21 protein-coding genes and 2 pseudogenes are annotated in these 20,764 nt (G+C 58.1%); 10 read left to right on the top strand and 13 right to left on the bottom strand.

Annotation, left to right across the window (positions count from 1 at the left end; genetic code table 11):
- Nucleotides 1–213 precede the first annotated feature (213 nt).
- The 3 genes from ACSKB8_RS23260 to ACSKB8_RS23250 form a co-directional block, all read right to left on the bottom strand.
- The gene (locus ACSKB8_RS23260) at nucleotides 214–1,593 is read right to left on the bottom strand and encodes an adenylate/guanylate cyclase domain-containing protein (protein WP_438106624.1); all 1,380 of its coding nucleotides are present in this window, start codon (nucleotides 1,591–1,593) and stop codon (nucleotides 214–216) included.
- Nucleotides 1,594–2,142: 549 nt separating this feature from the next.
- Entirely contained in the window at nucleotides 2,143–2,283 is a 141-nt protein-coding gene (locus tag ACSKB8_RS23255; protein WP_438106622.1) for an SHOCT domain-containing protein, read from the bottom strand.
- A 166-nt stretch (nucleotides 2,284–2,449) separates the two neighbouring features.
- On the bottom strand, nucleotides 2,450–2,638 hold the full coding sequence (locus tag ACSKB8_RS23250; protein ID WP_438106620.1) for an SHOCT domain-containing protein: 189 nt from the start codon (nucleotides 2,636–2,638) through the stop codon (nucleotides 2,450–2,452).
- A 516-nt stretch (nucleotides 2,639–3,154) separates the two neighbouring features.
- Between ACSKB8_RS23250 and ACSKB8_RS23245 the strand changes: the two genes are divergently transcribed.
- Both ACSKB8_RS23245 and ACSKB8_RS23240 read left to right on the top strand, forming a co-directional pair.
- The gene (locus ACSKB8_RS23245) at nucleotides 3,155–3,391 is read left to right on the top strand and encodes a DUF6894 family protein (RefSeq protein WP_438106618.1); all 237 of its coding nucleotides are present in this window, start codon (nucleotides 3,155–3,157) and stop codon (nucleotides 3,389–3,391) included.
- Between the two features lie 170 nt (nucleotides 3,392–3,561).
- Nucleotides 3,562–4,278, top strand: a complete 717-nt coding sequence (locus tag ACSKB8_RS23240; protein WP_438106617.1) for a Crp/Fnr family transcriptional regulator — start codon at nucleotides 3,562–3,564, stop codon at nucleotides 4,276–4,278.
- 350 nt (nucleotides 4,279–4,628) lie between these two features.
- Here ACSKB8_RS23240 and ACSKB8_RS23235 read toward each other — a convergent pair whose 3' ends face one another.
- Both ACSKB8_RS23235 and ACSKB8_RS23230 read right to left on the bottom strand, forming a co-directional pair.
- On the bottom strand, nucleotides 4,629–4,982 hold the full coding sequence (locus tag ACSKB8_RS23235) for a DsrE family protein (RefSeq protein ID WP_370990420.1): 354 nt from the start codon (nucleotides 4,980–4,982) through the stop codon (nucleotides 4,629–4,631).
- A gap of 402 nt (nucleotides 4,983–5,384) precedes the next feature.
- Nucleotides 5,385–6,824 carry an IS1182 family transposase gene (locus ACSKB8_RS23230; protein ID WP_438106615.1) on the bottom strand — a complete coding sequence of 480 codons (1,440 nt, stop codon included), beginning with the start codon at nucleotides 6,822–6,824 and terminating at the stop codon, nucleotides 5,385–5,387.
- A gap of 364 nt (nucleotides 6,825–7,188) precedes the next feature.
- On the opposite strand from ACSKB8_RS23230, the gene ACSKB8_RS23225 reads away from it, so the two are divergent.
- Nucleotides 7,189–7,389 (top strand): DUF6494 family protein, encoded by a 201-nt coding sequence (locus ACSKB8_RS23225; protein ID WP_130220955.1) that lies wholly within the window; start codon nucleotides 7,189–7,191, stop codon nucleotides 7,387–7,389.
- A gap of 228 nt (nucleotides 7,390–7,617) precedes the next feature.
- Here ACSKB8_RS23225 and ACSKB8_RS23220 read toward each other — a convergent pair whose 3' ends face one another.
- Nucleotides 7,618–8,040 (bottom strand): hypothetical protein, encoded by a 423-nt coding sequence (locus ACSKB8_RS23220; protein WP_438106614.1) that lies wholly within the window; start codon nucleotides 8,038–8,040, stop codon nucleotides 7,618–7,620.
- 542 nt (nucleotides 8,041–8,582) lie between these two features.
- Here ACSKB8_RS23220 and ACSKB8_RS23215 point away from each other — a divergent pair.
- Complete coding sequence (locus tag ACSKB8_RS23215) at nucleotides 8,583–9,404, top strand: transporter (protein WP_438106612.1); 822 nt, start codon at nucleotides 8,583–8,585, stop codon at nucleotides 9,402–9,404.
- Here the strand turns inward: ACSKB8_RS23215 and ACSKB8_RS23210 are convergent.
- From ACSKB8_RS23210 to ACSKB8_RS23195, 4 genes and pseudogenes are all read right to left on the bottom strand, one after another.
- Complete coding sequence (locus ACSKB8_RS23210) at nucleotides 9,352–10,215, bottom strand: IS4 family transposase (RefSeq protein WP_438106610.1); 864 nt, start codon at nucleotides 10,213–10,215, stop codon at nucleotides 9,352–9,354. The genes ACSKB8_RS23215 and ACSKB8_RS23210 overlap by 53 nt on opposite strands.
- On the bottom strand, nucleotides 10,151–10,807 hold the full coding sequence (locus ACSKB8_RS23205) for an IS4/Tn5 family transposase DNA-binding protein (protein WP_438106608.1): 657 nt from the start codon (nucleotides 10,805–10,807) through the stop codon (nucleotides 10,151–10,153). The genes ACSKB8_RS23210 and ACSKB8_RS23205 overlap by 65 nt, the downstream gene beginning before the upstream one ends.
- Nucleotides 10,808–10,994: 187 nt before the next feature.
- A pseudogene (locus ACSKB8_RS23200) lies at nucleotides 10,995–12,221 on the bottom strand (IS1182 family transposase); the annotation flags it as partial.
- 463 nt (nucleotides 12,222–12,684) lie between these two features.
- A complete protein-coding gene (locus ACSKB8_RS23195; protein ID WP_438106607.1) occupies nucleotides 12,685–12,912 on the bottom strand; it encodes a hypothetical protein in 228 nt (75 codons plus the stop codon).
- 807 nt (nucleotides 12,913–13,719) lie between these two features.
- Between ACSKB8_RS23195 and ACSKB8_RS23190 the strand changes: the two genes are divergently transcribed.
- The 5 genes from ACSKB8_RS23190 to ACSKB8_RS23170 all read left to right on the top strand — a co-directional run bounded on the left by ACSKB8_RS23190 (nucleotide 13,720) and on the right by ACSKB8_RS23170 (nucleotide 17,491).
- The gene (locus tag ACSKB8_RS23190) at nucleotides 13,720–14,151 is read left to right on the top strand and encodes a YybH family protein (protein ID WP_438106605.1); all 432 of its coding nucleotides are present in this window, start codon (nucleotides 13,720–13,722) and stop codon (nucleotides 14,149–14,151) included.
- Between the two features lie 333 nt (nucleotides 14,152–14,484).
- Nucleotides 14,485–15,396 carry an SDR family NAD(P)-dependent oxidoreductase gene (locus ACSKB8_RS23185; protein WP_438106603.1) on the top strand — a complete coding sequence of 304 codons (912 nt, stop codon included), beginning with the start codon at nucleotides 14,485–14,487 and terminating at the stop codon, nucleotides 15,394–15,396.
- 329 nt (nucleotides 15,397–15,725) lie between these two features.
- The gene (locus tag ACSKB8_RS23180; protein ID WP_438106601.1) at nucleotides 15,726–16,226 is read left to right on the top strand and encodes a DUF3592 domain-containing protein; all 501 of its coding nucleotides are present in this window, start codon (nucleotides 15,726–15,728) and stop codon (nucleotides 16,224–16,226) included.
- A 120-nt stretch (nucleotides 16,227–16,346) separates the two neighbouring features.
- Nucleotides 16,347–16,982, top strand: a complete 636-nt coding sequence (locus tag ACSKB8_RS23175) for a tyrosine-type recombinase/integrase (protein ID WP_438110642.1) — start codon at nucleotides 16,347–16,349, stop codon at nucleotides 16,980–16,982.
- A 191-nt stretch (nucleotides 16,983–17,173) separates the two neighbouring features.
- Nucleotides 17,174–17,491, top strand: coding sequence for a hypothetical protein (locus ACSKB8_RS23170; protein WP_438106600.1), 318 nt, complete (start codon nucleotides 17,174–17,176; stop codon nucleotides 17,489–17,491).
- A 1,218-nt stretch (nucleotides 17,492–18,709) separates the two neighbouring features.
- Here the strand turns inward: ACSKB8_RS23170 and ACSKB8_RS23165 are convergent.
- Together ACSKB8_RS23165 and ACSKB8_RS23160 are read right to left on the bottom strand one after the other, a co-directional pair.
- Nucleotides 18,710–19,006, bottom strand: a complete 297-nt coding sequence (locus tag ACSKB8_RS23165; protein WP_438106598.1) for a hypothetical protein — start codon at nucleotides 19,004–19,006, stop codon at nucleotides 18,710–18,712.
- Between the two features lie 202 nt (nucleotides 19,007–19,208).
- Nucleotides 19,209–19,382, bottom strand: a complete 174-nt coding sequence (locus ACSKB8_RS23160; protein WP_438106596.1) for a hypothetical protein — start codon at nucleotides 19,380–19,382, stop codon at nucleotides 19,209–19,211.
- Nucleotides 19,383–19,963: 581 nt separating this feature from the next.
- On the opposite strand from ACSKB8_RS23160, the pseudogene ACSKB8_RS23155 reads away from it, so the two are divergent.
- Nucleotides 19,964–20,122, top strand: a pseudogene (locus tag ACSKB8_RS23155) (PRC-barrel domain containing protein); the annotation flags it as partial.
- Between the two features lie 376 nt (nucleotides 20,123–20,498).
- On the opposite strand, the gene ACSKB8_RS23150 reads toward ACSKB8_RS23155, so the two are convergent.
- Nucleotides 20,499–20,648: a hypothetical protein gene (locus ACSKB8_RS23150; protein ID WP_438106594.1), complete on the bottom strand. Its 150-nt coding sequence runs from the start codon at nucleotides 20,646–20,648 to the stop codon at nucleotides 20,499–20,501.
- Nucleotides 20,649–20,764: the final 116 nt, after the last annotated feature.

Genomic DNA, 20,764 nt, shown 5'->3' with positions numbered 1-20,764 from the left:
TTGCCAATAGTGCCACAAAAGCTGACATTGCGGGAGGTCCAGAGTCAGGGCAGAGCGCCGATTTAGCGTCGCTCTGCCCCGGCCAACTCGGAGGCAAGCGTTTCGGTTGGTCGATAAATTCATAAGGGGACCATAGTGATGACGCTACCGGCAGTGCGCTAGGTGGCGGACCATCGCATTGCAAAAAGATTGGTCGATTTCCAGACGGCAATTTCATGCGACCAGTTCATTCATAGCGCCGACAATTCGCACGGCCAGGGGTTCCCCGCGACCGCGCACGTTTATCACCCGCACAGGAAACCCGCTCATTTCGACGCCGGCAGTGGCGGCGACGATGTCGGATACGACGAGTTGACAGCCATAATCTTTGGTCAGCTCCTGGAGGCGCGCAGCCACATGTACCGAATCGCCGATTGCTGTCAGGAGGAAGCGATCCCGGTAACCAAGCTCGCCCAGGATCACGTTACCGGCGTGAAGCCCGACGCCGATTGCAATTGGCTCCGGCAACTCGTCAGCCAGTGTTCGATTCATATCGGCGAGCCGGCCATGAATAAGTTGCGCCGCAACCAGCGCTTGGGAGCAAGCATCACGCGGCGCGGCGTGCATGCCGAAGATCGCCATCATACCATCGCCGACGAATTGGTTGGGCATGCCGCCGGTATCAACTACCGCTCCTGCCACGGCATCGAAGAAGTGGTTCAGCAGGAACACTACGTCATAAGGGAGCCGCTGCTCGACCAAGGCGGTTGACCTGCGGATGTCCACAAACATGATCGCCACGAAACGTTCAATGTCCGAAGCTTCGGAATAGTCACGTCGACGCGTCTCGCTCGTGCCGATGTCTGGCGGCAGCAGCGGAAGCACTGCGGTATCACTTCGGGGACGGAGTTGACACGCCAGACGTACACTCGGACCAGCGTGCAATCGATTCAACAATGCTTGCTCGGACGCGCTAGGTGGCGGCAACCTGTCGACCCCACGCAGCACCCGGATGCGGCACGTGGTACAGCGACCTCGTCCGCCGCAAATTGCAGCATGCGGAATGCTGGCGCGGCGGCTAGCATCGAGCACGGCATAGCCCACGGGCACGCGAACGACACGGCCGCCGGGATACGCGATGTTGATCAGGCCGCGGCGGCGTTCAACCAGCCAGCGCGTCGTCCATGCGATGAACACGAGCGCCAGGAGCACAACATAAATCCAGTAAAGCTGGACTTCGAGATTCCAACTCGGTCCGTTCACGCTTGGATCGCGCACATGACCGTCGCGCACGGTCATCTCAAGCCATTCTGGGTGCAGTGGCCATTGTGCGAGCACTTGTCGCGTGCCCTGCCAAATCCCGAGCAAAGCGAGCACTGGCAGGAGTGTGGCGAATGTAAGCAATACCGGAGCAAACTGATGATAGTTGGTTCGCGCTCGTAGCCAGTAATGCACGCCGAGGCTACCATGCGTCCAAGCGATCAGGAGCACGGTGACTTGCCGCCACCCCCAGAACGGAACAAAGGAAAAATAGACGGTGAGCACTGCATCATAACGGCGCGTTACATCGAACGCAGAATATACATACCGCCCGGCCGCAAAGTGATGCAGCAAGAGGGGTTAGAATGGAAAAACCGAGAACAAGCCGCACTAATTCGCCGGCACCTATGCGGAAGCTCCGGCGCGCATACAGGGCATAGAACGCGAGACTAAAATGGATTGCGAACGCGCCGTAGAGAACGATAGTTCCTGGCACACTGTGCCAGATAAAATCATGAATTCGAGTGCCCCATTGCATTGCCTCAAACGAGACATTGCCAAGCGCGTGCATGCTAAGGTGCAGCGTGAGATAGGAGAGCATGACGAGACCAGCTGCGAGGCGGAGCCGCCGGATCGTCATCTGGTCGCGGAAAATACTCGCATCTATCATCTAACGCGGTCCCCCGGTCGGGACACAGCACCGTACCACTCGGCATCTGTGTTCTGGAAGGGGGAACGTAAACCTGTCGAGGTCCGGAATGGGTCATTCACGTCAATTAGCATGCCGGCAGGCATTTCCGGTCTACCCCTGACAGCCGGCGTGTAGGCGAGGGATCGATCTCGTCGCTGTGGGCCAACAGGTGACATTCGCGAAATGTAAAAGAGGCCGCCAACTGAGGCTACCTATACCTCTAGCAGTCGGCGCTGTTCTTCATATTGAGCTTGGGTAATCTCGCCGCGAGCGAAGCGCTCTTTCAGTATGTCGAGTGTGCCGAACCGCTCTCTATGGGCGCCCATCATCCGGCGCATCATGAAGAACATCATGGCCCCACAGAAGGCTAGGCCCAAGATCATCATTACCGGGCCCAACAGCCACGGCCCCGGCCCAAATCCGTTCCACCACCACATGACAGCCTCCGTTCTAATCCAAGGCTCGCGGTAACCTACAAATTGGATATCCGCTTGTCACAGGGGGGACAGTTCACCTCGATCAACAGCAACCCTTGCCCTTGTTAACCGCGGCAGCAGCCGTTTCTTCTGTCGCATTGGAAAGGACTTGACGCCCTTCCTCGAACTCCGCCCTGTCGATCTCACCCCTCGCGAAGCGCTCCTTCAAAATCTCAAGCGCAGGCTGCTTCGCTGCTTCCGTTTGCGTTCCGCAACAGCAACCGTCCATCATCACGCACTCCTCGGCTTGCACGATACCCAATATATTGCGACACAATTTGTTTCGATTGATGCAGATCAACGAGTGACAGCGAAAGGCGCCTGTCGTCCGGTGCTTGTCAATGCGCTCTTACGCGCGCCAGTAAAGGCATCCTCACCCGTAGGCGACAGCGCTTGCCCGACACTCGGCCGAGGTCGCATTAGGGTTACAATGCGAAGAACTCAACGTGAGCAAATCTAGTCCGCTATACCCCGCTGTCCGGACCTCGACGAGGCGTGCGGACACTTCGCAGACGGGCCAATTCCGGAACATGGAGCGCAGCAACCGACCGCCATTTCGAGGGGCATTCGTTAGAAAAATTCTGAGCAAGTTCCGCCCTTGAAAGTCAGACCACGGAACCGAAGGCTGGAAATTCACTTGTGCTAATGCAGGTCAGACAAAGCAGAAATAGAATGGTGTTGGGTAGGAACCATGGAGGATTATCGGATTATCGTTAGGACGGCTGATGCAATCTGCGACGGAGCAAGCATGCCGCGCTACTTCTTCCATATCTCTGATAGCACTTCGCTCGATGATGCCGGCACTGAGCTCCTGGACATTGCAGCCGCACAAACTGCGGCCCTGCAAACGAGCGGTGAAATCATTAAACAGGGCTCAATGGAAACTCTATGGAAGGGCATTCCGTGGGAGATGAAGGTCACCGACGGTCCGCTACCAGAGGGCCGGACGCTCTTCGTTCTGCGGTTTTCCGCAATCCAAAAATAAGATCGCCCCTTCCTTAAGATGTATTTTGGCAATGTGCCGCCGAGAATGCTAACAGCTCCGACTGTCATGTTCCCCTCGTCCTGTGTTAGCGTATCAGCATTGCTGGCGTTAAGGCAGGGTAGCTGGCAACTGAGAGTGTTGTGCTCCCGCCCCAGAACTCGGGTGCCGCAATGCCAAGCCAAATATTGATCAAACGGCTGCAAGCCGTTGTTGGTCTCTCCGAGGAGGACCGGACCCAGCTCGCCAACATGCCCCATACGGTGAAGGAATTCACTGATGGCGAGTACATTGTGCGTGACGGAGACAGAGCGTCCCGGTGCGCCATCGTGATGAGCGGGTTTGTGTTTCGTCAAAAGGTCGTCGGCACCCGAGCCCAAATACTATCGATCTACCTGGCTGGCGATATGCCGGATCTGCACACTTTGCAGCTGCCCGTGATGGACCACAATATTTGCAGCGCGGGTCCATCGACCGTTGGCTTTGTGCCGCACACCTATCTCAATGATATCCTGAGTAACTCTCCCGGGCTGGTTCACGCGCTCTGGCGCGAGACGCTTGTCGATGCCGCGATTTACCGCGAATGGATTGCAGGCCTTGCCCGCGACGCGCGCTCACGAGTGGGGCACCTCATCTGCGAGCTTGCCGCGCGACTGGAAGTCGTCGGATTGCTTGAGGACGCCAGCTTTTATCTTCCATTCACACAGCAGAACATCGCGGATGCCTGCGGTTTGTCCGTCGTGCACGTCAATCGGACCATACAGGAGCTAAGACAACTCCAACTCATTGAGTGGGAGAGGCGCACGTTGACGCTGCTCCGACGGAAGGAGCTGGAGGAGCTGGCGGACTTCACGCCAGAGTATCTCCATCTAAGGGATGAAAAACTTTGACAGCCTAACCTGCGCAATTAGGGGTAATGAGCCTTGAACTGAAGCCCTGCCGAGGACACGCGTACTCAAGCGGATGCGAGACACGAGCGGACGACACGGAGTTCAGCCCTAAAGGCCATCGAACGTTGGCAGCATAACGAGTCAGCTCTGGGTCACTCGCGTCGTTTTGGCCGGACGTCAGCCGTTTCTCGTCTTCCCCTAGCAGCCGACATGTGCGCGAGTGCTGGATGTCGTCGGTATGGGCCAACAGGTGACATTCGCGAAATGAAGGAGACCGCCAACTCCATCACCCGGTTCATCGCCGAATACTTGCGGTCTTCACCTTGATCCAATGCTCGCAGGGCGATCTTCTAGAAATTGACCACTCGCGAGTCGGGCTGCTTGGCTGCGGCGTGGAACTCGTTCATCCCAGCAAGCTTCACCCGTTTGTCGAGCGCTGATGCCTCTAGACCGCGCGCCTCTACGCAAGGCTTGCACACCATCAACGTCACATTGGGATGCGCTGCGATCTCCTCGTACCGGTTCGGTGGTCCGACCGGGACGAGCTTCGCGCCCACGCCCTCGATTGCTGTGAATACGGCATCGGCGAATAGCATCAGCGTGACGCTGTCGCCGCTCTGCACCGCGGACGTAGCGAAGATAAACGGCAGCATTGCCCGAGTTGGATCAGTCGGACCATATGTGGCGGAGATAGCGAAATGCATCTTTGTCTCCTATCCTAGTTCCCGCGCTCCGGCGGTCTGCACGACTGGAGTTAAGCAATTTGAGGCGGATTGGGCTTGATCAGCGTCAACGGACGTTCTTCGGGATTTCTATCCGAACGACTCCATCACTCTTGCCATCGCCGGATGCTTGCGGTTCTTCACCTGGAGCCAGTGCTTCGACCGGCCAGCGTGACAGGGCCGGTCGCAGCAGCCTCTCGCAGGCGCTTGCCGACAGTTGCACGGGTGAATTTCCCGCCGCCACTTTCGACAGGCTCCATCGGGCTATCAGCCTAGCACATTGTCGAGGGCTGCTAAAACTGTTGTCAATTTCTGCTATGGGTCTTGGCCGTGTAAAAACGGCTTCAAAGGGCATCGGTCCGGAAGCTAGGAACCGCGCCTGTCTCAGGCCGCGATCGCAGTGATCAGTGGCTTGGCCCCGACGATGTTCATGACCCGTGTAAGATTATAGGCCAAGACCGAGAGTGCCATCTCGGTCGCTACTTTTGGGAGCGTTTTGGTGAGGAAGTGTGTCGCTCCCATGCGGGCCTTCATCGTGCCGAACGGATGCTCGACCGTCTCCCGACGCTGACGCATGGCTTCTGGGTTTGCGTCAAGGCGCTGCTGCACAGCCTCAAGCAGATGCTCGTGCTCCCAGCGTGTAATTCGCCGCTCTGGTCCTGTCGTGCACTGCGATTTGAGCGAACAACTTTGACAGGCAGTGGTCCAGTAGCGCCGCAGCATCTTGCCGTCTTCTTCGTTTGTGTAGCGATACGGCAATCGCTCCCCAGCCGGACAGCGATAGGCGTCCTCCTCTGGCAAATAGGCAAAGTCCTGCTTACCGAAGCGCCCCTCCGATTTGGCACCCGACGTCAGCGGCTTGGGCAGAGTTACGGTGATGCCGGCCTCGTGGCACGCGAGGATCTCCGGGCTGTTGAAGTAGCCGCGATCGGCTACAGCTTCGAGCGTCTCGGTCTCGAGAACAGCCTTCGCCTGCTTGGCCATATTGGCGAGTTGTGCCCGATCTGAGCCGCTGTTCGTCACCTCGTGCGCTACGATCAGATGGTGCTCGGTGTCGACGGCGACCTGCACGTTGTAGCCAACGGTGCCGGAGCCCCGGCCGCTTGTCGCCATCGAACGGCTGTCGGGATCGGTCAACGAGATTTGCTGATCGGGTGACGCAAGCATCTGCTTCTCGTAGACGGCAAGCTTGCCCATTTCCTCCCTCAGCTTCGTCAGCTTCTCGGTTAGCCTCGTCACCTTGGCGGCCAACGCCTCGCTCGGCTCCTGCCGGTCGGCCGTGTCCAGTTGGCTCAGATAGCGCGCGACGCTCTCCTCCAGCTGCGCGCGCCGCCGCTCCACCTTCGCGCGTGTGAAGTTCTTGTCCCGGTTGTTCACAGCTTTGAACTTGCTGCCATCGATGGCGACGCTCGCCGTCGTGAGAAGACCCATCCCGCGGCAGAGCTCGACAAAACGCGCACAGACCTTACGAAGCCCGATGCTGTTGTCCTTGCGGAAGTCCGCGATCGTCTTGTGATCAGGAGCAAGCCGACCCAGCAGCCACATGGTCTCGACATTGCGTCCGGCCTCTCGTTCGAGCCGCCGGCTCGACTGCACCCGGTTCAGATAGCCGTAGATGTAAAGCTTCAGGAGAACCGAGGGATGGTATGACGGCCGACCGGTCGCCGCCGGCTTCACCCCCTCGAAGCTTAGCTCGGCCAAATCGAGCGCATCGACAAACACGTCGATCACGCGAACAGGGTTGCTCTCGTCAATGAAATCATCGAGGCACTCGGGCAATAGCGTCGATTGCCCACGATCCGCCTCCGCAACGAAGCGCTTCATTCCAGCCCCCGCAAATCGTGCGGGAATCATATCGCGCGAATCACATCAAGCGCAGCCTTTTCACACAGGTGCGCCGGGAGACCGGCAAGGAGTAGGTGGTGCAAGTCCACTACGATGAAGGAATAGCGAACCGCATCGACCCCGAGCCGTGCGCAGGTATCCGCGAGGATGTCGGCGAAGCGTCGGTAGGGGGACGTGCAGGCCAACCATTGAGCCGCGATAGAAAAGTGATCCCGGGTGCCGACGCTGTCTGTGTAGCGGAAGGCAACATGCTCAAGAGCGTCATCCAAGCGCTTGGGTAACCCATGTTTGGTTTTTGCTCGCCTCGTGTTAGACTTCGCCTGCCCGACCAGGGAGAACAGCCATGACCGCCGAGTTCGATGAAGACCGCTTCAATATGGCTATCCGTAAATTTCTGAAGCATGTCGGAGTTACATCGCAGCGTGAAATTGAGAACCTGGTGCGTAGCGGGGCGGTGAAAGGTGGCAAGCTCAAACTGCGAATGACCCTGTCCGCTGAGGGGACGCCGCTGAAACATGTAGTCGAGGAAACAATCGCACTCTGACGATGTCCCGGCTGCCCCGGCATTGCCGCCCTCTTGGTGGAGCATTCAATCCTGTTGATTTCTAGCAACGACTGCTTTGGGTCATCTTCGACCAATTCAGCGGGCTTTGCCTAGCGGTTCATGTCCACTTCGCCCTGAAAGCGACCGTAGTGCTGCGTTGCCGCGAACCGATGCGAAGGGCCATGAGCCGACATCGCTCCAATCAAGCGGCGATACTTGTCAGGCTCCTTAGCGGCCGTAGGGGAAGCAGCGGTTGCGATCGAGTGTGAGACCGAAATGCGCTCCCAGTGCAGCGATGGCCGCGTCCTGCTGAGGATAAGGATCGGCATTGGATGCGGCAACGATGATGATCCGGAACCCGCCGCGATCCTTGCCACCGGGTGGCAGCATCGCTGTAGTCAGTGCATTGCCCTCCCTGTCGCGCAGCGTGAGGAAAAGCGGCATCTCTCGCTGTATATGGGCCTCGAGGCCGATGTCGCGCTCGATCGCGTTGGGCCGCTCGGGACGCCAGGACTGGACTGCCTTCTCCCGCTCGCGGCGGAAATATTTCTCAACTGTGTGACCCATCAGGCGCAACTCATGCATCGCCTCACCTTCCGTCTCGATACGGAACCAGGTCTTGCCCTTCGGCGCGTCGCAAACATACTGCATTTCGCCCGTCCTGCGATCGCCGCAATTCTAGGGCGGCGGGCCTGCAAAGCCAATATGAGACTCGCTCCCGTATAACGATGCACGATCGTATAATCGGGAGTTCTGCAACACCGCGCGACTATTGCCTGAGAGGCGATGGTAGAGCTCCGATGTGATGAACCAAGCGCAACCGGCACCGCCGTTCCTACGCATCCATCGGACTTCCGCTGTACGCCGTATAGCGCGACAATCAGGATGAGAGCGCCCTGATCGCCGCCGCGCAACGCCGTTAGCGACCAAAGCCGCGCGGCGCTGCAATATGTCGCGAAGGGCCAATATCGGAAATGGGCAACACGTGGCGGCGCACGCCATCAAGTTCACGCGGCTATTTAATGAACGGGACCACCGGGCAAGGCGTAGCGTGGTGTATCTTCCGGGCGACACGCCCTGGAAATAGAAGCCGCGTTATTTAAGCAACGGTCCCAACCGCCTGGCAATCGGGATTATGGTCGGTCTCCAGAGCATGCGGCGGAAAATAAAAAATAGAAATTGGGGGGTCGAAAATGGCTAGTCGCCTCCAGTTCGCGGTGGTCCTGGCTGGATCGATAGTCATTGGCATGAGCGCTGCTTCCGCGCATCATCCTGGGATCGGCGGTATTGGCGGTGCAGGCGGGATCTTGACGATAGGCGCTGGCACGCTCGACGAGGGGCAGTTCGCTTTTTCCACTTTCGTCGATTATCTTCGGCTCAAGCAACTGAGTGAGCCGGCGCTGCTCGCAAACGTCGGCAACGACGTTCATGGTCTGCAAACAGTCGAGAGCTACGCGGCTGCGCTAGCCTATGGCATCACCAATGATCTGACGGTGTCGGTGCGCCTGCCGTGGGTGCGCCGCACCGGCATCCTGGAAGCCGTGCAGGAAGACCCGGCTGATCCCGCCACGGTGCGTGACCGTGGTAATACATCGGGTTTCGGCGATGTCACTGTACTTGGCCAATATCGCTTCGTGAACAATCAGATAAGCGGAACGCAGGCGGCAGTGCTGTTTGGTGTCAAGGCTCCGACGGGTACGACCGGCTTGATTGACAGGTTCGGTGAAACCTTTGAGGCTGAATTTCAGCCTGGATCGGGCTCTTGGGAGGGGCTGTTCGGCGCAGCACTGAGCCAGCGCCTAAATCCCGCGCTGAGCTTCCATGCAAACGTGCTGGCGATTGCAACCGGCACCGGAACCCAGAACACCAATCTCGGAAACCGCTTCCTTTATAATGCCGCGCTTTCCTGCCGGGTCTTCGGCGAGACCGCGAGCGAGCCGCATACGCACGGTTCACGGACTTTCAATTACCCACAAATTCTCCGCCGACCATGGCGCCCAGCGCGATGTCGGTGAGGCGTGACAGCCCGCGCCACATGACGGTATTCCCAGGCGGCGGATCGCTGGCGCGGGCGAGATAACCGCCGAGCCGGGCTATCTTGATCAGATAGTGCGAGAGCGTTTTCTGTCTTGCTTTTGGTTTGTCGCTGACGAGGCGATCGAGCACGCCGATTTCAGTCGCAGTCAACGCGAGGGTTGGCGGTGCGTCTGGGGCGGAACGGTTGAGCATCGTCATCCAGAAGACCCGCCAACTCAGGATGCAAAAGAGCGAGATCAGATTGGTCAGACGCTGGGCGGTCCTGAGCTTCAACTCCTCAGCTTTGCAGCCCGATTTGAGGATCTTGTGGAACACCTCGATCTTCCATCTCAAACCATACCATTCGAGCTTCTCAATGGCGTCGGTGCGGGAACCAACAGGCAGGTCGGTGATCAGCTGCCAATCGATCTTCTTTCTGTTTTTCGGAGTCCCTCGCTCTTCGGCATGGATGACCGTCAGGGTCAGAGCGGGATAGCGCTTCTGCTTTCCGATCGGCGGCAGGACACAAATCTTGCGATACCTGATTTCAAGAACCGCCTGGTCGGGATCGCCGTTGCCGTCTCTGACTTCGATGCGATGGAGCCCTTTGACGGCGACCTCGTCCATTTCGTCGGCGATCGTGTGATCCCCATCTCCAGCCAAGCGGTCGACGCAGGTCCTGATCAGGAAATGAGTTCCGATCTCCTGTGCTGCGCAGAAAAGCTCGTAAATGTCACTCTCGCGATCACCAATATGGATGCATCGTCCCGGATGATCCAACAGTTGAGTGGACTGCTTGAGATTTTCCAACCATCGGACGCTTTCCTTTTCTCGATGGGAATCCGGGTCGGATTGATCTTCTTTTAAGCGCTGCCGTCCCCTTGAATTTCTTCCGGGTCCAGAACTTAACGGCCGCCAATCCCAGCGGCACCCCCTCGATTGTAACCGCGAGGCTCGAATGCATCAGGATGCCGCAAACCGTGTGCGATCTGAGGCGGCCCGCCTTATCCCGTCCACTGTTTATGCTCTTGGTGATGCCGATCGCTTCTGACTTCTCGCGTTGATAGCTGAACTCGGTTGTGTCGTGCAGCACAACAACGAGACCTTCAGCGGCGGCGGCACGATCACGTGTCGATTGGAAATGGCCGGCCAGAATGTCCGCTTCGCTGACCCGGTCATTAGAGAAGAAGCGGTAGGCTGCCTTGGTATTCGCCCAATCCTGGCAGACGAGCGGAATGCTTTGTCCCATGGCGCTTCCAATCTGCGTGAGCAGTTTGCGGAATCTATCGCCGAGCCGCGCGTCCCTAAACTCGCATCCACTACTCTCTCGATCAATCCAACATTCACCTTCCAAGGATCGCAAACAGCCTTTTGCCGATCGATTCCTTAATCTCAGCGCCATAGAGCACCCCCTCGCGAATCAGGTGCTCAGCAAGGAATCACAAGTGATTCTTTCGACTCAAGATTTCGCCGATCAGCGGATCCGTCCGAGCGGTCAAAGTTATGGGTAATTGAAAGGTTCACGGAACGCTTATGCGCATGCTGGCCATGACCACTCGAAGATGGAGACCAAGGCTCCACTTGTTGCCGCGCTGCTGCACAGCCTCAAGCAGATGCTCGTGCTCCCAGCGTGTAATTCGCCGCTCTGGTCCTGTCGTGCACTGCGATTTGAGCGAACAACTTTGACAGGCAGTGGTCCAGTAGCGCCGCAGCATCTTGCCGTCTTCTTCGTTTGTGTAGCGATACGGCAATCGCTCCCCAGCCGGACAGCGATAGGCGTCCTCCTCTGGCAAATAGGCAAAGTCCTGCTTACCGAAGCGCCCCTCCGATTTGGCACCCGACGTCAGCGGCTTGGGCAGAGTTACGGTGATGCCGGCCTCGTGGCACGCGAGGATCTCCGGGCTGTTGAAGTAGCCGCGATCGGCTACAGCTTCGAGCGTCTCGGTCTCGAGAACAGCCTTCGCCTGCTTGGCCATATTGGCGAGTTGTGCCCGATCTGAGCCGCTGTTCGTCACCTCGTGCGCTACGATCAGATGGTGCTCGGTGTCGACGGCGACCTGCACGTTGTAGCCAACGGTGCCGGAGCCCCGGCCGCTTGTCGCCATCGAACGGCTGTCGGGATCGGTCAACGAGATTTGCTGATCGGGTGACGCAAGCATCTGCTTCTCGTAGACGGCAAGCTTGCCCATTTCCTCCCTCAGCTTCGTCAGCTTCTCGGTTAGCCTCGTCACCTTGGCGGCCAACGCCTCGCTCGGCTCCTGCCGGTCGGCCGTGTCCAGTTGGCTCAGATAGCGCGCGACGCTCTCCTCCAGCTGCGCGCGCCGCCGCTCCACCTTCGCGCGTGTGAAGTTCTTGTCCCGGTTGTTCACAGCTTTGAACTTGCTGCCATCGATGGCGACGCTCGACGTCGCGAGGAGACCCATTTCACGGCAGAGTTCGACGAAGCGTGCGCATACCTTGCGGAGCGCCAGGCCATTGTCTTTGCGGAAGTCCGCGATCGTCTTGTGATCAGGTGCGAGCCGGCCCAGCAGCCACATGGTCTCGACATTGCGTCCGGCCTCTCGTTCGAGCCGCCGGCTCGACTGCACCCGGTTCAGATCGCCGTAGATGTAAAGCTTCAGGAGAACCGAGGGATGGTATGACGGCCGACCGGTCGCCGCCGGCTTCACCCCCTCGAAGCTTAGCTCGGCCAAATCGAGCGCATCGACAAACACGTCGATCACGCGAACAGGGTTGCTCTCGTCAATGAAATCATCGAGGCACTCGGGCAATAGCGTCGATTGCCCACGATCCGCCTCCGCAACGAAGCGCTTCATTCCAGCCCCCGCAAATCGTGCGGGAATCATATCGCGCGAATCACATCAAGCGCAGCGTTTTCACACAGCCAGGGTCATTAGCGTCGATCGGCTGGGGCCGCGACCACGTCCGGTCTACCCCCAAAGAGCAGACGCCAAGGTGGGGCGTGGGTTCGACGCTAACATTAGCGGACTAGTGTCGAAATGACTGACAGCATTATGTCTTATCCTTTGGCGTCAGGCGACTTTCATGAACTTCATGGCTGACGGCTTCTTCTTCGACAGTTGGGCCGAGGTGCTGCACCAATCGCGACCCAATCCAAAGTTCCGCCCGCCATCTCCTTTGCCCAAGCTATCGCGTTTTCATCCGTGTCGCAGACGAAGGTGCGGGAGCTCTCGAAACGGCCGTCGGAGCCCATGAGGTTGACACGATATTCCGCCATCGTAACGCTCCTCCAAAAAACGCAGTCGCTGACTGCGCTGTTTAGCGAATCTCTAGTTCTTTGATCGCTTGAGCCGAAAGCTGCGCCGCATCATCGACACCAGTTTGCGCAATCTTGATAATTTTCCTCGCAATCATCTCCGTTAGAGGATCGTCTCGGTCCTTGACGCCGAGGGTATGCAGCGTTTGCTCATACGCCTCAATGATGCGGTTAACCTGTTTCGGCCCTAGCCCTAGGGCAGAGTTCTCTAACAGGCGATAAATAGCCATTTCTATTTAGTCCTATGCTTGGGAGCCGACGTTAGCCATTCGACCATTTGTGAAGCCGCCTCGGACCGTCGGGCTTTACGGATCAGGAGATCGCGCTCAAATCCCGGCGGGGTATTCTGAGCCTGCTTGCGCAACACCTTCGCCTCGTTTGCAAGGCGGTCCTTAAGACAGGTTGTTTGTTTGAAACGGCGACGCTTCGTCATGCGCTACCCCTAACTATCGAGGTTCGCTGAGTGCGACTGGCGGTCTTATCACTGGTGAAAGGCAAGTACCGAACGGTTCTGCCGATATATCCGGTCGGTGATAACGAAATATGGTCCAGCCTCAAAAGCGCCAGAGTCAAAACATTAAGCTTCTGTCATTCTCAGTGCGTCTATACTCGTCACTGCATTGCACAACGGTCACCAAACAAAAAGTTTCGCATAGCAAAGATTGCGCGCTTTGCAACGAGCCGCCCCCGCTAGATGTCTGGTAGCGCAAGCAACGTTCGCGCGGCGACGGGCCGCGTTCCGATTGTGTACCTTCTTAGTTTCCCGTTGCAAATATGCGCCCACTGACAAGCGCGTTTCCGGTTTGGGTCAAAAGCGCTGGTTTGACTCGCGCTGTCTCACTTCCGGTCTCCACCGATCAGCCATATCTGAGGCGAACCGAACTTCGCCATCGGGCCAACAGCGGCGGGGGGAGCTGGGGCCGCAGATTGTCCTCTGCCCGACCGAGGAATAAAATGCCCTCCAACTTTCCGAGTTTGCAACAATCCAGTGGGCAAACTCATCGCGGGTAACGGGAGCCTCATCATCGGAGGTACACATGGCAGCGGAAGATCTTGATCGCGCAGTCGAGCGAAGTCATCGAGCAGTGGCAGCGGTATTCCGGGGTGATCCGGGCCCGGCGAAGGCTCTCTTTTCAGAAAATGATGACGTCACTTTGGGCAACCCTTTTGGGCCCTATGCACGCGGCCGTAAAAAGGTCGAAGAAACGATTGCCCGTGCCGCCTCGAACTATCGCGATGGCGACGTCACCGGCGTGGAACTTGTGGCGAAATATGTGTCCGATGGGCTTGCCTGTGTCGTCGAAGTGGAGCGAGGGCATGCCAAGGTTGGCAGGAGCGATCAAACGGCCACACTGGCTTTGCGTGTGACCAGCCTCTTTCGCTTGGAGCACGACGCTTGGAAACTTGTCCACCGGCATGCCGACCCGATTACGACACCACGCCCAGCAGCGTCTGTGATCAGCCAATAGCAACACGTTATCATTCGTTCGGCGTTCTCATCTTCGGCGACAACAATCTGCTTGCCGTCGAGTGCGCGGCCGCGACTTCTGTTGTGGGTCATTCGCGTCGATTTGGCCGCGTCACCACCACGTCCGGTCTGGCCTCGGCTGCTGACGTGCCGGGCGCCATCGCGATCTTCGCCCTCGGGGCCATGAGCGGACATCAGCGAACTTCCCGAAAGCGGACGCGTTGTCGATTGCGGGGACGTGAATCTGGCTTTGCCAAAGGGACATAACGCCCCGACAGTTGGTGTCACGGTTGCGCGCAGACGCATTCAATCTTGCCGGAAGGAGGATAGCGAGATGACAGAACGAATTTCGTTGGAGGGAAAGGTCGCGGTTGTGACTGGCGCAGGTCGCGGGCTTGGGCGGGCATACGTCGAACTTCTCGCCGAGCGCGGCGCCCGGGTCGTTGTGAACGACCTTGGGACCGACGTATCGGGGTTCGGGAAGGATTCCACGATCGCGGAACAGGTGGCCGATTTCATACGATCGCGTGGAGGCGAGGCAATCGCGAATGACAGCGATGTTTCCATTCCTGAAGGTGGCAGCGACCTGATCGCGACGACCATCGAGCATTTCGGGAGAATAGACCTCCTCGTGAACAGCGCTGGTATCTGCGGAAGCCAGCTATTCGAGGCCGCCACCCTTGACGATTTCGATCACTATTGGCGGGTGCACCTCGGCGGGCCGGTTAACACCGTGAAGGCTGCCTGGCCGTATATGGTCACACAGCGCTACGGGAAGATCATCCTCACGACGTCAGTCAGCGGCCTGTTTGGGTTACGTGGCCAAGCCACCTACGCTGCGGCCAAGTGCGCCGTAGTTGGATTGATGCGCATTCTTGCAATTGAAGGTGCTGAGCATGGGATTCTCGTGAACACCATTTCGCCAGCCGGGTACACGAGGATGCACCCGGCGGCGGTTGCGGATCCCGCTTGGCTGAAGCAGAGCGAAGCCACAATGCCGGTTGCGGCTGTTGCGCCAGCGATCGTCTGGCTTGCAAGCGATAGTTGTTCGGAGACGAACAGGATCTACAACGTGGAAGCCGGAGTAATCCAACGTATCGCTATCGTCATGGGACCTGGCTTCAATGATCCACATCTGACACCCGAGAGCATCGCCGAGAACTACGCAAAGGTCGAATCGATCGAGGGCTTCTTCGAGCCGGGTCCGTTCGAGCCCGGTCAGATACCCGCAACGGCGAAGTCTTGAGGAACGAGGTGACGCCATGGCGACGTTCGACTGTGGCAGACAGCGTTACTCTATGAACCTGTGCGCAAGTCATCAGCGGCCGCTCCACCGGCGGAGCTACACTGGCCGTCCAAGCAGACCTGCTGAAGGTCAGCCAAGGGTCACAAGGCGCCGTTCAGAAGATCGTTCGGCTTCTCCCGGTTTGTCCCGATAAGCCGCCATCAAAGAGCCAGACCGGATTCGCCGTCGGGCCAGTCGCCGACACGGCCCTTATCGCACTAAACACGGATTGAACCTCCCGGCTCGCCTCTGCGACAAAAGCAGGCCTTTTACAGCGCGGTGCCCCGCGCTTGCAGCGCGGCGACCTTCTCGACATGCAGCAGCGCAGCGCTCTTGCCGGACGTCTCGGCAAATTCTGCTTCATTCCGATCGGCCTATTGCTGTTGCTCGCGGCCGTCTGTACCGCTTGGACTACAAAGGCGTGGCTCGCGGGCGCCGTAGAGGTGCGCGGGCAAGTGATCGAGATGGTTCGCGTGCGAGCCAAGGAGAGCCAGGGTTATCTCTTCACGCCGCTGGTGCGCTTTCAAACCGTGGACGGCCGGATGGTCGAATTCCAGTCCAGCCACCGGAGCAATCCGCCGGCTTACTACACAGGGCAGGCAGTCTCCGTCCTCTATGACCCCGAACAGCCCAATTCGGCAGCCATCCGCGGGGTGCTTTCGATTTGGAGCCTGCCGATGGTCCTTGGTTTTCTTGGGGCCATCTTCCTCGCGCTCGGCACGGCCATAGCTGCTTTGATTGAGCGTGAGCTTGCGCAGCCTGATATGGACGCGAAATTTGTCGGCAGTTGAACTGGACTCCTGCCGTCCGCATCGGGTCAAAATGCGACGTCCTCAGTCGTCTGAAAGCCGACGTTCTTTCAAAAGTTTGCCAGATTGAGAATGGCCTCCTCATTAATTGAGGAGGTCACCATGCCTGAAGTCTTAAGCACAATCGAGAGCGTCTCAAGGCACGTCCCTTGGAATAAGGGAAAGATCGTCGGCGCAAAGCCGCCGCTCCGCCCGAAGCACGTGTGGTCCATCCGGACGAAGCTCCAGGTCGAGGGACGGATCCGTGATCTGGCTCTGTTCAACGTAGCCATCGACAGCAAACTTCGGGGCTGCGACGTCGTGGCGCTCAAGGTCGACGACGTCGCGCCGAGCGGCTATGCAGCCGACCGTGCAAGCGTCCGGCAGAAGAAGACGGGACGGCCGGTCAAATTCGAACTGACTGAGACGACACGCCAAGCTATCGATGATCATCTGAGAGCGACCGGCCAGAAGCCGGGCGAATATCTGTTCACCGGCCGGCGAGGACCCAGTTACGGCCTAACCACTCGGCAGTACGCGCGCCTGTTGTCCGATTGGCTTGCCGGTATAGGACTGGATCCGCATCTGTTCGGGACGCATTCACTGCGTCGAACCAAGGCGACCCTGATCTATCGACGTACAGGCAACTTACGAGCCGTGCAGTTGCTTCTGGGGCACACCAAAATTGAGAGCACCGTTCGTTATCTGGGAATCGAGGTCGACGACGCGCTCGCAATAGCAGAACAAGTTGACGTCTGAACTATTGGGGCGGAGCGGACATGTTCTGCCCGTCCCCTATCGGCAGCTTCGGGGCCACAATTAGACCTCGGGTAGCTGGTCAACCTGTTGGCGACCAATGCGGAAAGCAGATGCAGCGGATAGACAAGCATAGATTGCGGCGGGCTTCGTCTCGCGGTAGGCTTGCTTGCTCGTTTTCTGAGGCGCAAAACATGTTACCCGCAGATTACGTTTTTGGTCTGGCTGTTGCGTTGGTTGTCACCTTCAACCTCTATTTTGGACTCCGTATCGACCGCGAACGCATCGCAATGCAGTGGGGACGAAGCGGCGACCCAACATGGTACGCCCCAAAATGGTTCGCGATGTGGGGAATGGTTGTCTTCATGGGAGCTGTACGGCTCTTTATTTGGCTGGCTTCGACTTATGCGCCGCGAAGTGTGCACGGCGTAGAACTAGGAATAGTCATTTTCTCGGTGATCGCCGCAGGCTCCCATCTGTTCGTTTTGATGAAGGCGCGAGCGGCAAGCTGAACGAGGTCGCGCAAGTCGGCTAAGGGTCAAAGGCCGCCCTCGGGAGCTTACCGGAGACGGTCGGCTCATCTCCCAGAGGCAGACATCGCGGCGTCCGATTGAGCGGCCACGGGGCCATTATCCGACATCAACCGTTCGTGGATCATGTTGGCTAGGACAGGGTAACGCCACTGCAGAACGCGACGGGAACTGCAGCCAGGCTCAAAGCAATTGCTGGGAGGCCAAGCCAAAGGATTTGTCGGGACCGACCATGCAATGCACGCGTGGATGGGGTAAGCCACTCGTCCGATCAGACTGGCAAGCAGTCGGTCCCCAATCGTTGGACTCGCCGATTGGATATCCCGCCAGTCTTGCTGACAGAAATTCCATCGCCCTGCCCGACACCCCCGTCGTTCGCAGGTATTTAGGAAGTCGGTCGGTCTTGGTTGGGGACCCATTCCTCCGCGGTTGAGTCCCAATGATGGGTGTCGTCGAACTGCTTCCAGAGTGGCTGCTTTTGCTTCCTTTCGCCGTTCTGCCGGTTTGCCTGTGTGCGGACGACAAGCGCCACAGCCATCATTACCCATTCGCGAGCACTATGTCGGGAGTTCCATTTGATTGCTGCAAGCATTGGAGGCCTCCGTCAAGGTAAGAACCTTTCCTCACATTAGCGCGCGCCACGAGCGAAGGGATGTAAAGCTACTTCACAGGCAGTCAAGATCTTCGACATAGCCGAGGACGACGGCGCGGCGAACGCGAGCAAATCGTCGGCTTGCCCTTTCCGTTAAGCCTCAAGGGCAGCGGTCGGCGGCCCTGGGCGGGGATTCATCGTAAGGGAGCCGCAGGCGGCCCGAAAAGCCAGTCCACCTTCCATTGCAGAGGAGCAGATCGAAGCCGACAACCCGTTGGCGCGCGGGCGAGCGTCGGTTTGCTCGGCCCGGCACCTGCAAGTGTCCTTTCCGTCGCAAGATGGAATGGGCCCGGAACAGAAGCAGCAATCCCTGCAACAATGGGCTCGCCCAACGATGTCGCTGCAATCGTGATTGTCATCAAAGATATGGCGACTACAAGCACATCGATCATAATGCGCTTCGAAAAGTGTTTCGTCATGAGTTGAGCCCTCACAACCGAGATGAAGTAACTGCGCAGTTACAATCTTAGTTCGTAGGCAAATGGGTATCCCGAGCCATCGCCGCTTGGTTAGTTACTGCGGCGAAGAGCCCACGTCTCGCGACCGCTTCAATTCGGCGCGCCGTAGCTGAATTCGTGCTGCGTGTCCGTCCTACCAACGCTACTGTGATCAGCAGGATCATAATCCGATTGTGAGACTTGCGGAGTTTCACGCGCGATCAGAAGCTGTTTCCGCATTTCGGCAAGGCGGGCGCGGCAATATTCGTGATAGAGCAGGTCGAATATGGCGGGCATGGATACCCCCATCGTTTGAGTATCACTAGAGATAATTTCCAGCACGGATTTCGGATAATCGTGGCCCCGGCGATGGCTGTCCGATGTGAGCCCATTTACAGGCTGAGCCAATTCAAAAACTCAAAGAGCGATTGGCTGGCTTGTCGGTGCAAAAAGGAACAGGGCCGATTACCTAAAAGAGATTATAGCAGCCTTCTGTTTCAGCAGAATTTCGTCAAACAACTTAAGAGCGCTGCTCCGCGAATAAATATCCAACTACAGCGCGAAACAACTTACCAGTGGATGCAAGCACCGTTGGCTGCAACGTCGTCTGTTAGCCACCAGACCGAAGCAAGAATGGATCGACCGAGGCAGCCAGTCGGTCTGCCACTTGCATGTTCGGCGCGGACTGCTTTTCGGAAGGCAGCGGGCCGAGAGAATTGACAGCCAGCCCGGCACAGGCGACAAGAACAGCTATTGCAACCGCAGCGAGATATTCGATTCTCATCTTGTCCCTCCCTTCATAGCCAAGAACTAACCGGGTGCTCTTAGAAATCGTTCCGAGTGCTGTTCGTTTCCTCGTTCGAATGGAGGCCCGGCGTCGCGATCTGCCAAGGCTTTGGAAGAACACGAGACCGTCGCTCGCCGATTCTAGCTCGGCGCATGTCGCGGGATAGCCAAAGGTCGGGGCCACCGGCCCGCTGTTCTAAATGCAAGCGCTCGCGCAGATAGCCAAAAACGGCGGTCTCCGGTTCCACTAGTGGAGGGCAGCCGTGCTCGCAGGCGGAGAAGCTGCGAGAAAGGGGTAGGCACGGAGGTCCGTTGTGCCCCGCCGCATCGACATAGACCACAAACACAGCCGAGCAATTGCCAAAGAAATCGGCGAGAAATTGCGTGCGGCGCTAAAGCCTGAGCCGGACCAACCGGAGAGGCTCAAACGCAGATCGGAGGAGCGCTCACCGTCAATCGTCCCCGGGAGCGAGCATGGGAACAAATCTCGCCGTTGAGCCGCAGATGGGTCGCCGAACGTGGACGAGCAATGCCATCGGTGAAACGCTGTGCGCCAAGAATTTTGAATGAGTACGGTGGGCGCAAGCCGAATTGATCGACAAAGCCGTCGTCCTTACCGATGGAAAGGCACGCACCGTCGAGAACGTTTGGCGAGATGAACTGCATGGGCTTCGCATTTCGATCAAAGGTCATTATGGAAGATGGCCACTCTCGACTATCAAGCTTGTTGAGAATTGACCTTCGACATCAGCGGCGCGCGCTGCCTTTCCCATTTCGAGGGTGGTCGCCTTAGGGGTCCCAATCGAGCTCGTGGCAGCTAATCGTCCCAGATGAGCTCGCCACATCGGCACCGGAACACGCGGATCATCCGACCGCTGTGCGGATCGGCGATTGAGTGGAGCAATGTTGGAATAACTGCACAAGCGGGGCATCGGCGTTGCGCGTCGTGCGTCGTTTGCTCGGGCAACTGCATGTTTTTGTCCTCCGCCATCGCCCACCCTCATAACTAAGCGCCCCCCGCAGCCCTGCTTTTAGAGCCAAGGCGCACTGCCGGGCGATCTAGCAGTAAACGGCTGCGACAACGTTTCAGGAAGATGCACATCGCGGGGGTTCGCTATTCGTTGGCAGACCGCAGCGCCGCTTCTAATTCTGCGACGATGTCGTGCAGGAGGCCAAGTGCGAGCGGATCAGTGATGTCACGCTCCATCATGCGGTAGCCCCTGATCTGGTCTTGAAGCTCTTGCTGTTGCTCATTGTCGTCCATCGCGCGCTCCGCAATTGAGCATGACGCCGAACGGGGCCGATGGTTGCCGGGGACTTTGAGAAATTTGAGCCGGAATTAAGGCGTCCTTTCCGGCGCGAGGTGTCCTATCAAGGGAT

This window comes from Bradyrhizobium sp. BR 1432 (assembly GCF_051547705.1).
Classification (GTDB): Bacteria; Pseudomonadota; Alphaproteobacteria; order Rhizobiales; family Xanthobacteraceae; genus Bradyrhizobium; species Bradyrhizobium zhanjiangense.
The sequence above is the reverse complement of the archived record's forward strand: the minus strand, read 5'-3'. Positions and strand labels throughout refer to the sequence as shown.

What these genes read in the sequence shown, in the direction of transcription:
- ACSKB8_RS23255 (WP_438106622.1), bottom strand. Translation starts at nt 2,283, where the DNA reads ATGATGTTCTTCATGATGCGCCGGATGATGGGCGCCCATAGAGAGCGG.
- ACSKB8_RS23250 (WP_438106620.1), bottom strand. Translation starts at nt 2,638, where the DNA reads ATGATGGACGGTTGCTGTTGCGGAACGCAAACGGAAGCAGCGAAGCAG.
- ACSKB8_RS23245 (WP_438106618.1), top strand. Translation starts at nt 3,155, where the DNA reads ATGCCGCGCTACTTCTTCCATATCTCTGATAGCACTTCGCTCGATGAT.
- ACSKB8_RS23240 (WP_438106617.1), top strand. Translation starts at nt 3,562, where the DNA reads ATGCCAAGCCAAATATTGATCAAACGGCTGCAAGCCGTTGTTGGTCTC.
- ACSKB8_RS23235 (WP_370990420.1), bottom strand. Translation starts at nt 4,982, where the DNA reads ATGCATTTCGCTATCTCCGCCACATATGGTCCGACTGATCCAACTCGG.
- ACSKB8_RS23230 (WP_438106615.1), bottom strand. Translation starts at nt 6,824, where the DNA reads ATGAAGCGCTTCGTTGCGGAGGCGGATCGTGGGCAATCGACGCTATTG.
- ACSKB8_RS23225 (WP_130220955.1), top strand. Translation starts at nt 7,189, where the DNA reads ATGACCGCCGAGTTCGATGAAGACCGCTTCAATATGGCTATCCGTAAA.
- ACSKB8_RS23220 (WP_438106614.1), bottom strand. Translation starts at nt 8,040, where the DNA reads ATGCAGTATGTTTGCGACGCGCCGAAGGGCAAGACCTGGTTCCGTATC.
- ACSKB8_RS23215 (WP_438106612.1), top strand. Translation starts at nt 8,583, where the DNA reads ATGGCTAGTCGCCTCCAGTTCGCGGTGGTCCTGGCTGGATCGATAGTC.
- ACSKB8_RS23205 (WP_438106608.1), bottom strand. Translation starts at nt 10,807, where the DNA reads ATGGCGCTGAGATTAAGGAATCGATCGGCAAAAGGCTGTTTGCGATCC.
- ACSKB8_RS23195 (WP_438106607.1), bottom strand. Translation starts at nt 12,912, where the DNA reads ATGGCTATTTATCGCCTGTTAGAGAACTCTGCCCTAGGGCTAGGGCCG.
- ACSKB8_RS23190 (WP_438106605.1), top strand. Translation starts at nt 13,720, where the DNA reads ATGGCAGCGGAAGATCTTGATCGCGCAGTCGAGCGAAGTCATCGAGCA.
- ACSKB8_RS23185 (WP_438106603.1), top strand. Translation starts at nt 14,485, where the DNA reads ATGACAGAACGAATTTCGTTGGAGGGAAAGGTCGCGGTTGTGACTGGC.
- ACSKB8_RS23175 (WP_438110642.1), top strand. Translation starts at nt 16,347, where the DNA reads ATGCCTGAAGTCTTAAGCACAATCGAGAGCGTCTCAAGGCACGTCCCT.
- ACSKB8_RS23170 (WP_438106600.1), top strand. Translation starts at nt 17,174, where the DNA reads ATGTTACCCGCAGATTACGTTTTTGGTCTGGCTGTTGCGTTGGTTGTC.
- ACSKB8_RS23160 (WP_438106596.1), bottom strand. Translation starts at nt 19,382, where the DNA reads ATGAGAATCGAATATCTCGCTGCGGTTGCAATAGCTGTTCTTGTCGCC.
- ACSKB8_RS23150 (WP_438106594.1), bottom strand. Translation starts at nt 20,648, where the DNA reads ATGGACGACAATGAGCAACAGCAAGAGCTTCAAGACCAGATCAGGGGC.